The sequence below is a fragment of the Bradyrhizobium pachyrhizi genome, assembly GCF_029714545.1.
Classification (GTDB): Bacteria; Pseudomonadota; Alphaproteobacteria; order Rhizobiales; family Xanthobacteraceae; genus Bradyrhizobium; species Bradyrhizobium pachyrhizi.
The window spans coordinates 5,615,143-5,627,034 of record NZ_CP121667.1 but is presented as its reverse complement, the minus strand read 5'-3'; the positions used below and the strand labels follow the sequence as shown (position 1 = coordinate 5,627,034).

Below are 11,892 nucleotides of genomic sequence, written 5' to 3'. Positions count from 1 at the left end.
CGACAAGCATCAAACACAGAATGGAGAATCCAGTGAAGCAACTTACCAGCATCGGCATCGTGCTGATTGCGCTGTCCGTTACCGCAGTGCCGTCGCGCGGTCACGAGAAGCACGGCCATGAATCCTATTCGGCCGGCGAGCCCGGCGATCCGAGCAAGCCCTCGCGCACGGTCGAGGTCGAGATGAAGGAGATGGAGTTCACGCCGTTCCACATCGAGGTCAAGCGCGGCGAGCAGATCCGCTTCGTGATCCGCAACGCGGGCACCGAGGATCATGAATTCCTGCTCGCGACCACCGAAGAGAATCTGAAGCATGCCGAAGTGATGAAGAAGCATCCGCACATGGAGCATGACGATCCGAACGGCGTTCGCCTCGCACCGAAGAAGAGTGCGGAGATCGTCTGGAAGTTCACCAAGGCCGGAACGTTTGAATATTCCTGCCTGATCCCGGATCACCGCGACTACGGGATGACCGGCCGTGTCATCGTGAAATGAAACCAGCTGCGAAAGAAAGCACAACAATGATGAACAGGATGATCCAACTTGCCGGCGCCGGCGCGTTCGCGCTGGCTCTGACCCTGGGCGCGGCGCTCGCGCAGGCCGCCGCGATCAATGGCGAGGTCAAGAAGATCGACGAGGGCGCGGGCAAGATCACGCTCAAGCACGGCCCCGCCAAGAGCCTTGGCATGGACGAGCCGATGACGATGGTTTACCGGGTCAAGGATCCGGCGCTGCTGAAGCAGGTCAAGGTCGGCGACAAGGTCCAGTTCGAGGCCCAGGAGGGCGACGGCGGCTACACCGTCACCGCGATCCAGAAGGCGAAGTGAGGCGACGGCCCGCATCAGCAGGTTGGGCTGTCGGCTAACGCAGCCGGCAGCCCTTCAACCCGCGACGCATGATCGCCGGAGCTGTTCCGGATGGATCGGCTTGAAGGCGTTGCGTGGCCGGCCTTATCCTGTCGTCTGTAAGGACGAGCCATGAACGATTGCTGCGGGCAGAAGACGTCCGATTGCTGCGCACCACCGCCGCTGACGCTGCCGATCAAGGCCGGCGTGCGGGCAGGGGACCGCGATCGCGCGGCCGATTCGTGCGGCTGCTCGGGCGGCGTTCCCGTCTTTGACGGTCTCGATCCGCGCTACAGGCGCGTGCTCTGGACGGTCATCGGCATCAATGGCGCGATGTTCCTGACCGAGATGATCGCGGGTCAGCTTGCCGGATCGCAGGCGCTCAAGGCCGATGCGCTCGACTTCCTTGCCGATACGGTCACCTATGGACTGAGCCTTGCGGTGATCGGCGCCGGCCTGCGCGTGCGCGCCTCCGCCGCGCTGTTGAAGGGCGCGTCGCTGAGCCTGATGGCGCTGTGGGTGTTCGGCTCGACCGTCTACCAGACGTTCGTGCTCGGCGTGCCGAAGGCCGAGGTGATGGGCGCCATCGGCGCGTTGGCACTCGCGGCCAATCTAGGCTCGGTTCTGCTTCTGCTGCCGTACAAGGACGGCGACGCCAATGTCCGCTCGGTCTGGCTCTGCTCGCGCAACGACGCGATCGGAAACCTGATCGTGATGGCGGCCGCCCTCGGCGTGTGGGGATCGGTCTCGGCCTGGCCTGACCTTGCCGTCGCCGCCGTGATGGCGGTGATATTCCTCACCTCGTCGGTGCAAATCCTGCGGCAGGCATGGGCCGAATATCGCGAGGCGGCACTACGCAGCCCGTCAGCGGCGCATGGCTGAGGAAGCCGCAAGCGCCCGGTGCTTCCTGCGACAGGCCGCGCCAGGGCGGAAATTTGCCGCGCATTTACCTTAAATGATGGCTCCGTGGGAACGTCCGTGGCAGCGGCGCGTTGCTGTGCATCATTCGAGCGCAGAAGGCCCCCTCCATGACAATCAACGCGGCAATACTGATGGCGGCATTGGTGCTATCGGGAACCGTGTTGGCGCAAAGCTCCGGCCCTTCGGCCGGCTCGGCGGGGGCCGGGCAGGCCGCCAACGTGACCACCACCGGCGAGGCGCTGAACAGCGCCAAGAAGACCGGCGACAGCGGGCCGCCGGTGGAGAAGGCCGCGCGTCCGGCCAAGCCGGATGCCGGTGCTGCGGGCAACACGGTGGGGGCGAGCCGTCCGCAAAAGCCCGATCGTCGCCTCGAGCATTATCCGTAATCTCCATCCGTAACGACTATGCTGATCCGTGGGATGGGTGGAGCGAAGCGATACTCATCACCTCTGATCCGAGCGGAAGCATGATGGGTTTCGCGGAGTTTATCGTCGGGCCGCGCTTTGCGCGGACCCGTTGGCTCTACCCATCCTACGCAGCAAAAAGCCGGCGCAGTCGTCGCGACCACGCCGGCTCGATGTAGGAAGCGGTTGCCTTAACTCAGTAAACCAGGCCGGTGCCCGGGGGCTTCTCCAGCGCTGCGGCGAGCGAGCGATATTCGTCACTGTTGGTGCCGGCGAGCTGGGCGATGCGGTTCAGGTGGTATTGCGCCTGATCGCGGTTGCCCTGTTCGACCTGCCAGAGGCCGTAATACTGCCAGGTGCGGACATGGGCCGGGTCGGCCTTGAGCGCGCGCTCGTACCAGATCTGCGAGACCTTGTAGTCGCCGAGCTTGCGATAGGAGTAGCCGATCAGGTTGGCGACGTCGGCGCGATCATCCTGGCCGAGCGCCTTCAGCTGCTCGATCGCAGCGGTATAGTCGTGCTTGTCGTAGATCGTAGTGTAGGCGGCGCGATAGCCGGCCAGGAACTTCTGATCGTCGATCGCGGAGCTCTTGTCCTTCTTCGCCTTCTTGCCCTTGCTGCTGCCGCTGTCGGAAGCCGGCGGCGAGGGATTGTCGCTGCCCGCGGCATAGGCCGAGATGACCGGCCCGGAGGCGAGCGTCATCGAGAGCACTGCGAGGCCCAAAAACTTCGTCTTCCTGCTCATTCCTGGTTGCTCCTGATCGTTCCTGATCGTGCTCGGTAATCGTACACCGAAGCCTGATGACTTGAACACCCAGGGGTGCAGAACATTCCCGGCCGATCCCACGATTGCGTGATCCCGCTTTTCCGACGGTAGAGGAGAACATGACAGAGATGTCATGCACATGAATGAAGTCCGTCAGGGTCCTTCAGAACGGGTTCAGTGCGCGACCCATAAGGTCACGTGCATTGATCGGTGAGGCCGACCATCCGGCCGGGACCTCTCGATCCCGACGAGGAGGACCATCATGCTGAAGACGATTTCCGCCGCGCTGCTCGCCATGTCCGTGATCGCAGCGCCCGCGCTCGCCGCCGAGACCGGCAAGGCCGCAACACCCGCGCCGGCGACCACGACTGCCCCGGCGACCAAGGCCGCTCCCGTGATCAAGAGCGAGCAGCTGCCGTCGAAGGTGCGCAACGCCAACGCCAAGATGCACCACAAGCACTATCGCCATCACCGCCACCACAAGCACATGGGCATGTTGAAGGTGAAGGCGCCGAAGCATGCGACCAAGCACGTCCACGCGAAGGTCGCGACCAAGCACGTCGCGCCGGCCAAACGCGGGTGACCCAGGCGCGGTTGAATCTGATCCGAAGGGCGTAGTTTCGATCCACATTGCCCCGCTGCGCCTTTTTGGATGCAGAACCGGCCCGTCCGTCCATTGCTTCCCCAATGGCGACGGGCCGGAGTGCGTCTGGCTCCGGTTGTGAACCCGGGCGAGGAATAACCGAGTTGCGAATTCCCTTTGGCCGCCCGGCAGTTTATGAGACGCCTCCGGGGACTCAGGGAACAGCGTCGTTTGCGGATTTCATCACAACTGGCAGCCATCCTGCTGCTCTCGCTTCCGCTCGCCGGCTGCCTCACCAGCGACGACGGCGGCGGGCCGACCACCTTCACCGATGACCGGGGCGTCGCCAATCAGCCGTTCCCGGACCGCTACCGCGACCAGATCCTCGCCTTCATGCGGACCTACCTGAACAATCCGGTCGGGGTCCGCGAGGCTGCTATCGCCGAGCCGGCGCAGCGCACGGTCGGCGGCCGGCTGCGCTACGTCGTGTGCCTGCGCTACAGCGCGAAGGATACCGACGGCAATTACCGCCCCGCCCGGGAGCGCGGTGTCCTGTTTGTCGACGGCCGGCTCGACCGCATCCTCGACAACCCCGCCGAGCCCTGCGCCGGCGCGTCCTACGCGGCATTTCCGGAACTGGAAAAGATGTCGCGCTAAGGCATGATCCGGAAACGTGTGAAGCGGCTTTTCCGAAAAGATCATGCCCGAACAAGAGGCAGAAGCGCGATCTGATCGCGCTTCCGCGCGGCCGCTTGTCGCAAGCCTGATCGAAACGTTAGCGAACTCCGATCACTTTTCGGGGAGCGTTGAACTTCACTTTAGCCGTCTGCGACTTACATTCAGCCGAGATGCGGCTGCTTTAACCGGTGAAAAAAACCTTCTGTGCCAGGGAACAAACGGGCGTTGTTGCGACCCTGTCACAGCTCGGAAACATCACGGGTGCGGCATTGCCCCAAAGCAACCTAATTGAGGTCACGTTGTTTGGCTTAACAGCGCAGCGTTAGTAACGGGGATCAGAAATGAGGAAGTTTTTGCTCGGCACAGTCGCGCTGGCCGCCCTTGCGGGCCCTGCGTTTGCGGCTGACATGCCGGCCCGCACCTATACCAAGGCACCGCCGCCCTATACCGCCCCCGCCGTCGTCTACAACTGGACCGGTTTCTATATCGGCGGCCATGTCGGCGGCGCGTTCACCGACGGCAACAACCTGATGGGCAGCGACGCGCGCTTCATGGGTGGCGTGCAGGGCGGCTTCGACTATCAGTTCGCCCCGAACTGGGTGATGGGCGCCGAGGCGCAGTATTCCTGGCTGCCCAGCTCCTCGAACAATGGCGTGCTGCTCCCGGGCGGAACGCTGGTGACCGGCAACACCGACCAGATCGGTTCGGTGACCGGCCGCCTCGGCTACACCTGGGGTCCGGCGCTGCTCTACGCCAAGGGCGGTTATGCCTGGCGCGACAGCAACAACATCACTGCGTCGGTCGGCGGCGTGCCGGCGTCCTTCACCACCGATGGCGGCCACAAGGACGGCTACACGGTCGGCGCGGGCCTCGAATACATGTTCGCCCCGAACTGGTCGGCGAAGGCCGAATACCAGTACTACAATTTCGGCAAGACCAACTTCACCAGCGGCCCGGCCGACCTCGTCGGGACGAGCTTCCGGAACGACGAGCACACCGTCAAGCTCGGGGTCAACTACCGTTTCGGCTGGGGTGGCCCGGTCGGCTCCCGCTACTGATCGCGGCTTCATCGCATCAATCGAAAGGCCGGCCTTCGGGTCGGCCTTTTTGTTGGCCAGCCGCTCGCCCCGCAATGACGACGGATGCGGTGACCCGTTGGCCCTGATGGAGCGCGGCGCAATCCGGGGCAGCCGACGAACGAAGTCCCGGATTTCGCTCCGCTCCATCCGGGTTACGACCCCACATTCACCTGATGTTCAGGCCTGATCGTGCAATGCAAAAAATAATTCCTGCATTGCACGGAACTTTCATCGTGCTGCGCTATTATGCGATCGCCGGGCTGGTGGACAAACGAACATGCGTAGTTTTGCGTTAGGGCTGATCCTCTCTGCGGTCTCCATGCCGTGCCTTGCCCAGACGATCCTCAAATCCGAACCCCTGGCGCTCGCGCCTTACGAGGTCGTGTTCGTGCAGGACGCGTCCTGCTCGGCGGGCAAGGTGCTCAAGGTGACCGGCGCGATCCGGGGTCTGCATCGGCGGAAGATTTGCGTTTCGCTCGCCGCCGAACAGGCCTCGCTGGCGACGGCAATGCCGTAGGCGCGGGGCGACCGCACCCATTGCATCCCGGCCCGCCGCTGCGCGCCGGCCAGCCTACCGTCTGATCAGTTCAACCGCGGCTCCAGACGCGCTTCGCGATCGGCATCGGCCTTGTTCTTGGCCGGATCCTCGTTCGGCTCAAGCTGACAGGGCCGGATTTCGTAGTCGTTATCCAGCACCGGGCGCGGCGCGGACTTCTCCTCCCCGGAGATGGCGTCCACCACCAGGCCGGATTTCCTGGCCAGCGTCCAGACATCCGCCTCGGTCGGATAGGCCTTGCTCAGCTTGGCGTCCTGATAAAACAGCGCGTACGGCATTCGTCGTTCCCCAAACAACCGACAACGCCAGCCCCCGTTTTGGGTTTCAGGCAATATCGCCGTTCCGGTCACGGAACCGTGAGCGAGCATCCGCGGCAAGCATCTGAAAATATGAGTCATTTCGGCCCTTTCGCGGAAGGGCCTTGAGTCCTTAACGGGTGGTAAACCCCCGAAAAAAGAATCCCCGGGACTCTCCGGGTAGAATCGCCGGATGCTCCGGCCCATGAGAGCGATCCACCAGCCCACTTACGAACGCGTGCAACTCGCGCTTGCGGTTGCGCTGCTCGCGGCCTGCGCCGCCAACGTGGCGCTGGTCTGGTCCTGGCTTTAGATATCCTGGCTTTAGATATCCTGGCTTTAGATATCCTGGCTTTAGATCTCCCGGCTCTCGCCAAAATTCGTATGTGGCGGCCACGCGAAAACGCCGGAGCCGCGCGGCGCCGCCGGCGATTGACGGCTACACCATTCCTTCCATCATTGCCGGCAGAAAAGCGCCCGCCGCGCGCTGCGCGGACGGGCCGCGATCGGGGAGCTGATATGATCGACACGCTGAAGGAACGGGTCAATGGCGACGCCGGCCTGGTGCGGCGCGGCCGCTACCTCACCACGACATTCCTGCTCGAGATCGGCGCGGCCGCCTGGCTGATCGCGATCCATGAGGGCCGGATCGTCGCGGTGACGAAGGGCCCGTTCGTGATGCCCTCGTCGTCGTTCGCGCTGCGCACCTCGCAGGCGGAGTGGGACCGGTTCTGCGAAATGCGGCCGCCGCCGGGCTCGAACGACCTGATGGCACTGATCAAGCGCCGCGTGCTGAAGGCCGAGGGCGAGCTGCAGATCTTCATGGCGAACCTGCGCTACTTCAAGGAGGCGCTCGGCAAGCTGCGCCGCGAGGGAGTGGCCGCATGAGCGCCAGATTTGAACCGATCATCGGCCGCTACATGCATCTGGAGCTGTTCGGCCGGGCCCACCGCGTCTATGTCGAGGAGGCGGGCGAGGGCACGCCGCTGCTCTGCCTGCACACCGCGGGCGCCGACGGGCGGCAATATCGCGGCCTGATGAACGATGCGCGCGTCACGCGCAACCATCGCGTCATCGCCTTCGACATGCCCTGGCACGGCAAGTCGTCGCCGCCACAGGGCTGGCACGACGAGGAGTACCAGCTCACCTCCGCGCAATACACGACCATGATCCTGACGGCGATGGACGCGCTCGACCTCGACAGGCCGATCGTGATCGGCTGCTCGATCGGCGGCCGGATCGCGCTGCATCTCGCGCTCGAGCATCCCGAACGTTTCCGCGCCATCATCGGCCTGCAGGCGGGCGCGCATGTCGATCCCTATTACGACCTGAACTTCCTGCACCGGCCGGACGTGCATGGCGGCGAGGTCGCCTCCGCCATCGTCTCGGGCCTCGTCGGCCCTGACGCGCCCGACAAGGAGCGGTGGGAGACGCTGTGGCATTACATGCAGAGCGGGCCCGGCGTGTTCAAGGGCGACCTCTATTTCTACAAGATCGACGGCGACATCCGCGCTCGTGTCGCCGAGATCGACACGAGACGTTGCCCGCTGTTTCTGTTGTCGGGCGAGTACGACTATTCCTGCACGCCGGAAGAGACGCTGGCGGTGGCGAACAGCATTGCCGGAGCCGAGGCCACCATCATGAAGGGCCTCGGCCATTTCCCGATGAGCGAGAATCCGGCCGAGTTTCTCACACACCTGCTGCCGGTGCTGGAGAAGATCGGCGGCCGCTAGCGCACGCCTGGGGTCGCTTTGCTCCTCGACCTCGGGCGGCGAGGTATGACAGACTGCGCGTCCGCACGATTGGGCGTGAACCGGTTGCGCAGGAGGTCCCCATGCTTCCGAAGGCTGAAGCGGCCTATTTCGCGATTGCCGACATCTCCGGCTATACCAACTTCCTCGCGGCGGTCGAGCTCGACCATGCGCAGGACATCATCGCCGATTTCATGGATACGGTGGTGAAAGCGCTGCGCCCGCCATTCCGCCTCGCCAAGTTCGAAGGCGACGCCGCGTTCGTCTACACCACCGCCGAAAAGATCGACGGCTCGCTGCTGCAGGACGCGATCGAGGGCGCCTATTTCAAATTCCGCCGGCGCCTGCGCAACGTGCGCCAGGCCTCGACTTGCGAGTGTCAGGCCTGCGTCGCGATGGGCGATCTCGATTTCAAGTTCGTTATCCATCATGGCGAGATGGTGAAGCAGAAGATGGGCGGCAGGGAGGAGCTCGCCGGGCGCGACGTCATTCTGGTCCACCGGCTGCTCAAGAACACGGTTGGTGAGAAGGTCGGCGGACGCGCCTACGCGCTCTACAGCGACGCGGCCATCCGCGCGATGGGTGTCGATCCGGTCGCCCAGGGTCTCATCGCGCATCGCGAAACCATCGACGTCATCGGCGACGTGACGCTGTGGGCGCGCGATCTCGAAGCGGCGTGGCGGCAGGAAGACGCGCAAACCCGGATGCAGGTGACGCGCGACGATGCCTACGTCATGCTGGAATTCGACATCGCCGCGCCGCGGCAGACGGTTTGGGAGTTTTTCACCGTGCCCGGGCAATGGCAGAAATGGTGGGACGCCGACACCATCGTCGAGGATTCCGGCAGGGGACGACGCGGTCCCGGCACCAGGAACCACTGTATGCACGGCAACCATACCGTCGTTGAGGAGATGCTCGATTGGCGCCCGACCGATTATTTCACGGTGGGCATCACGCTTCCGATTCCCGGCGCGCCGCGGATCGTGATGACCCGCGCCGTTCTGGACGGTCCAAACGGAATGACACATCTGGAGCTGCGGGTCGCCAAACCTAAACCAAAGGATCGAGAGTTCGTCGACGGCGCCGCGGTGAAATACGCCGAACGCATGACGAAGGCGATCGCCGGCTTGCGATCCATGCTGGAAGGAAAGCAGCCTGCCCTCGATGCAGTGGAGGAGCCGGCGTTGACGCGATCGAGCGGGCGCTTCCTGACCGAGCCGGTGAAATCGGGCGCGCGCGGCTGATGCCCAACGCACGGTCCGGGGTCTAATGGGGCTGCGTTACTTGCCCGAGCGCGGCAGCTCGTTGATCGCGGCGCGGACCTTGGCCATGGTCGTGGTGCAATATTCCTCGCGCTCCTTCAGGAAGCGCTGCTGCTGTGCGCGGAAATTGGCAACCCGCTCCCGCACCTCGGATCCGAAGTCGCCGCTGATGTCGAGCCTGGCAAAATGCGGCAACTGCGCCGGTTGAGGCGGGACTTCGACGACCGTCACCGCTAACGGCGACGGAGCGGGGGGCAGGCCCTCGATCACGGTCGGCACCGGAAGCGGAGGCGGCACGACCGCAGCCCGCACCTCGGCCGCAGGCTTGACGCTGAACGTGGCGATCGCCTCGGCCAAGGCCTGTTCAGCGGCGGTTGGCAACGCGGCGGCGGGTGCAGGCGTAGCAGCGGGTGGCGCCGCGGTCGGCTTTGCGGCAGGCGGCACCGCCGTCTGCGGGGCAGGCACCAGCGGCTCGGCGTCGGGCAGCTTGCCCTTCACCGACTGTACGAAAGCCATTGTCTGCGCGATCAGGAGATCGCGTTCTTTCATCCACTTCATGGCGCACCCTGAGCGCGCGGATTCCAGCAAAGCAACCGTGCGGAATCAAGCGCTCGCCATCATGATGGTTGATGAAGACGCCTGTTTGGTAGGCGCGGTGACATAATTGTGACACGTCCCGCGGGCGTGGGCGGTCAGCGTTGACGGGGATTGGTGTTCGGGACGAACGGGGTACCGACGATCCGGACCGGGGTCTGGGCCCGTCCCTGATCCGATGCCGCCGCGCGATTCGCGGCCGGCCGAGGCGCGGCATTTGCCGGCGCGGGCGCCGGATCAAGCAGGGCGACGAGGCCGGCAGCGACCACGCCGAGCAGCGTGAACGTGCCCAGAAGCAGCAAATTGCGGTCGGATTCGCGGACCCTCATGCGAGGAAAATCGCGTGAGGAGGCATCATGTTCCAAACAAATCCTCAGGCGTTGTCGAGCGGATCGGGCCTCACCTTGAGAACGAGCATCAGGAGAGGACGAACCGGTGAGCCGGCCGGAACGGGGCGGGGTTCAGCCTAATGGGCCGCCATCGCGGCGGGCATCTGTTCGGCGCTGCGCGCCTCGATCAGGTCGGCGTAGCGGCCATATTCCTCGGCCATTTCGAGCAGCTTCTCTCGCACCGCGGCGTCGGTCACCTGCCGGGCCAGCCGTCGCGCCTGATCGGATTGGAAGCGGTAATGTGCTGTGTCGGACATGGTGGCGGCTCCTCACATATCTGTAAGGGCCACCCGGCAAAGGTTCATCAAGGCGTCATTGCAGCGTCGGTGGACGATCCGCCGGGGGAGCCGACGTGACGGGCGCCGTCTTGTCCTCGCGGACCTCGACTTCGAACCAGCCCATCTCCTTCAGCTCGCGCGCCTTCTTCTCGGCCGCGTCTTCGCTGTCGCGCTTCAGCACGATTTGGCTGGTGCCATCTCGGGCAAGGATCAAATAGGTCATTGGCTGAGTCCCACCCCGCATTCTGCATACCCTGTTTGGGGCCGCAAGAACAGAAGCAAGGCGAGGGATGGGTGATCCTACGGGAAGGATCCCACGATTCCTGCCAGGGGAGTGTCGCAACGGCCTTCCGTACCGGCCCTGCGGCGCGGCATCGGTCCGGACGGGCGAGCTGTCTCAGCGCGTCACGACCACGTCGACGTGGCGGTTCCTGTCGTCCCGCCGATGTGCCTTAGCGTTGCGTGCAGGCGAAGCGGGTGCCGTTCTTCGTCGTGCCGGTGGCCCGGCTGCCCTTCTTGGCGACAGGATAGTTGTTGCCGTTCGGGAAACCGGTGAGATGGATGTAGGCGCTATCGCCGCCATCATACGACCCTGAGATCAGACCCGCGGCGGAGCAGGTCCAGCCTGCGGCGCTTGCCGGGATGCAGCCGCTGGCAAGCAAAGCGAGGGCGAGTCCGATTTTCGCGTCACCCTCAAGGCTCATCGATAGCCCGCGCTGAAGTTATGGTCGCGGATGCCGATCGCCTTGGCCTGTGCTGCGGACACCCGATCCCGACACTGAATGTACCTCAGGACCTGCGCGTCGGTGCCCGCGGAGTGAGCGCGCCACATATCGAGATTGAAACCGTTCTTGGCCATGCAGGCCTGGGAGTGAGGGCTGTCATTGCGCTCCCTGGCGCTCGCCGGAGCGACTGCCAGCGTGGACAGGACAATCGCGGTGCAGAAAACAATCTTCATTTTGAAATTCCCGAAGGTGAAAGTGCGGGAACAATAGCCAGCGGGAACAAAATCACAAGTAGTCGTCGCGAGAGGACTCAACGTTCTCGCTAGGGCTTCATGCAAGACATTGCGAGCGCAGAGGTCGTTGCATGGCTATCGGTGAACGCGATCGACGATGTGGCACGCCCGACACCCGGAATACTACGGCTCACTCCGTACATTGTGGGCAATCAAGCGAAGCGCTTTGATTGAATCGCGACGACGTGTTCGAATCGCAGCCGGGAAAGACGCGCGGCGCAAAGCCGCGCATATCTGAATGGAGGACGCGATGCCCAGGCACTTCGGTTTGAAGGCAGCATCGGCCGCAGGACGGTCGGCGTTCACGGGGTCATCAAGGGATTTGCAGCAGCGGACTGCTTCGGCGTCGGTATCGAAGAAGCATGCTCTGGACAGCTCTGCAGCGTCGAAGCACGCTTCCCCATGCTCGGAACTGCCGTATTCGCCTGCGAGTTGGAGGGGCTGCCGCGGTCGACGGTCGATCTCGGCAGACT

General features: G+C 64.1%; 19 protein-coding genes. 11 read left to right on the top strand and 8 right to left on the bottom strand.

Annotation, left to right across the window (positions count from 1 at the left end; translation table 11 throughout):
- The first annotated feature begins 20 nt into the window (after positions 1-20).
- The 4 genes from QA639_RS26675 to QA639_RS26660 all read left to right on the top strand — a co-directional run bounded on the left by QA639_RS26675 (position 21) and on the right by QA639_RS26660 (position 2,151).
- Positions 21-494: a cupredoxin domain-containing protein gene (locus QA639_RS26675; RefSeq protein WP_283087667.1), complete on the top strand. Its 474-nt coding sequence runs from the start codon at positions 21-23 to the stop codon at positions 492-494.
- Positions 495-523: 29 nt separating this feature from the next.
- The gene (locus QA639_RS26670; RefSeq protein WP_050384848.1) at positions 524-826 is read left to right on the top strand and encodes a copper-binding protein; all 303 of its coding nucleotides are present in this window, start codon (positions 524-526) and stop codon (positions 824-826) included.
- 150 nt (positions 827-976) lie between these two features.
- Positions 977-1,726 carry a cation efflux transmembrane domain-containing protein gene (locus tag QA639_RS26665; protein WP_283087666.1) on the top strand — a complete coding sequence of 250 codons (750 nt, stop codon included), beginning with the start codon at positions 977-979 and terminating at the stop codon, positions 1,724-1,726.
- 146 nt (positions 1,727-1,872) lie between these two features.
- Entirely contained in the window at positions 1,873-2,151 is a 279-nt protein-coding gene (locus QA639_RS26660; protein ID WP_038381721.1) for a hypothetical protein, read from the top strand.
- Between the two features lie 214 nt (positions 2,152-2,365).
- Here QA639_RS26660 and QA639_RS26655 read toward each other — a convergent pair whose 3' ends face one another.
- Positions 2,366-2,914: a tetratricopeptide repeat protein gene (locus QA639_RS26655; RefSeq protein ID WP_028335359.1), complete on the bottom strand. Its 549-nt coding sequence runs from the start codon at positions 2,912-2,914 to the stop codon at positions 2,366-2,368.
- 283 nt (positions 2,915-3,197) lie between these two features.
- Here QA639_RS26655 and QA639_RS26650 point away from each other — a divergent pair, with 283 nt between their 5' ends.
- The 4 genes from QA639_RS26650 (at position 3,198) to QA639_RS26635 (ending at position 5,792) form a co-directional block, all read left to right on the top strand.
- On the top strand, positions 3,198-3,518 hold the full coding sequence (locus tag QA639_RS26650) for a His-rich protein BRANT (protein WP_038377671.1): 321 nt from the start codon (positions 3,198-3,200) through the stop codon (positions 3,516-3,518).
- Positions 3,519-3,749: 231 nt separating this feature from the next.
- Positions 3,750-4,175 carry a hypothetical protein gene (locus tag QA639_RS26645; protein ID WP_028335361.1) on the top strand — a complete coding sequence of 142 codons (426 nt, stop codon included), beginning with the start codon at positions 3,750-3,752 and terminating at the stop codon, positions 4,173-4,175.
- Positions 4,176-4,537: 362 nt separating this feature from the next.
- Positions 4,538-5,254, top strand: coding sequence for an outer membrane protein (locus tag QA639_RS26640; RefSeq protein WP_283087665.1), 717 nt, complete (start codon positions 4,538-4,540; stop codon positions 5,252-5,254).
- Between the two features lie 298 nt (positions 5,255-5,552).
- Positions 5,553-5,792: a DUF6719 family protein gene (locus tag QA639_RS26635; protein ID WP_028335363.1), complete on the top strand. Its 240-nt coding sequence runs from the start codon at positions 5,553-5,555 to the stop codon at positions 5,790-5,792.
- A 65-nt stretch (positions 5,793-5,857) separates the two neighbouring features.
- Here QA639_RS26635 and QA639_RS26630 read toward each other — a convergent pair whose 3' ends face one another.
- The gene (locus QA639_RS26630; protein ID WP_028335364.1) at positions 5,858-6,109 is read right to left on the bottom strand and encodes a hypothetical protein; all 252 of its coding nucleotides are present in this window, start codon (positions 6,107-6,109) and stop codon (positions 5,858-5,860) included.
- Between the two features lie 537 nt (positions 6,110-6,646).
- Here QA639_RS26630 and QA639_RS26625 point away from each other — a divergent pair.
- From QA639_RS26625 to QA639_RS26615, 3 genes are all read left to right on the top strand, one after another.
- The gene (locus QA639_RS26625) at positions 6,647-7,015 is read left to right on the top strand and encodes a hypothetical protein (RefSeq protein WP_028335365.1); all 369 of its coding nucleotides are present in this window, start codon (positions 6,647-6,649) and stop codon (positions 7,013-7,015) included.
- Positions 7,012-7,860: an alpha/beta fold hydrolase gene (locus QA639_RS26620; protein WP_283087664.1), complete on the top strand. Its 849-nt coding sequence runs from the start codon at positions 7,012-7,014 to the stop codon at positions 7,858-7,860. The genes QA639_RS26625 and QA639_RS26620 overlap by 4 nt, the downstream gene beginning before the upstream one ends.
- A 101-nt stretch (positions 7,861-7,961) precedes the next feature.
- On the top strand, positions 7,962-9,122 hold the full coding sequence (locus QA639_RS26615) for a DUF2652 domain-containing protein (RefSeq protein ID WP_157346263.1): 1,161 nt from the start codon (positions 7,962-7,964) through the stop codon (positions 9,120-9,122).
- Positions 9,123-9,158: 36 nt separating this feature from the next.
- Here the strand turns inward: QA639_RS26615 and QA639_RS26610 are convergent, their stop codons facing one another.
- The 6 genes from QA639_RS26610 to QA639_RS26585 all read right to left on the bottom strand — a co-directional run bounded on the left by QA639_RS26610 (position 9,159) and on the right by QA639_RS26585 (position 11,359).
- On the bottom strand, positions 9,159-9,698 hold the full coding sequence (locus QA639_RS26610; RefSeq protein WP_157346261.1) for a hypothetical protein: 540 nt from the start codon (positions 9,696-9,698) through the stop codon (positions 9,159-9,161).
- Positions 9,699-9,832: 134 nt separating this feature from the next.
- Complete coding sequence (locus QA639_RS26605) at positions 9,833-10,063, bottom strand: hypothetical protein (protein WP_157346258.1); 231 nt, start codon at positions 10,061-10,063, stop codon at positions 9,833-9,835.
- A 137-nt stretch (positions 10,064-10,200) separates the two neighbouring features.
- Complete coding sequence (locus QA639_RS26600; RefSeq protein WP_050384781.1) at positions 10,201-10,380, bottom strand: hypothetical protein; 180 nt, start codon at positions 10,378-10,380, stop codon at positions 10,201-10,203.
- 55 nt (positions 10,381-10,435) lie between these two features.
- Positions 10,436-10,624: a hypothetical protein gene (locus QA639_RS26595; protein ID WP_050384782.1), complete on the bottom strand. Its 189-nt coding sequence runs from the start codon at positions 10,622-10,624 to the stop codon at positions 10,436-10,438.
- A 229-nt stretch (positions 10,625-10,853) separates the two neighbouring features.
- Complete coding sequence (locus QA639_RS26590) at positions 10,854-11,105, bottom strand: hypothetical protein (protein WP_283087663.1); 252 nt, start codon at positions 11,103-11,105, stop codon at positions 10,854-10,856.
- A complete protein-coding gene (locus QA639_RS26585; RefSeq protein ID WP_028335372.1) occupies positions 11,102-11,359 on the bottom strand; it encodes a hypothetical protein in 258 nt (85 codons plus the stop codon). Before QA639_RS26585 ends, QA639_RS26590 begins: the two co-directional genes overlap by 4 nt.
- Between the last annotated feature and the right edge of the window lie 533 nt (positions 11,360-11,892).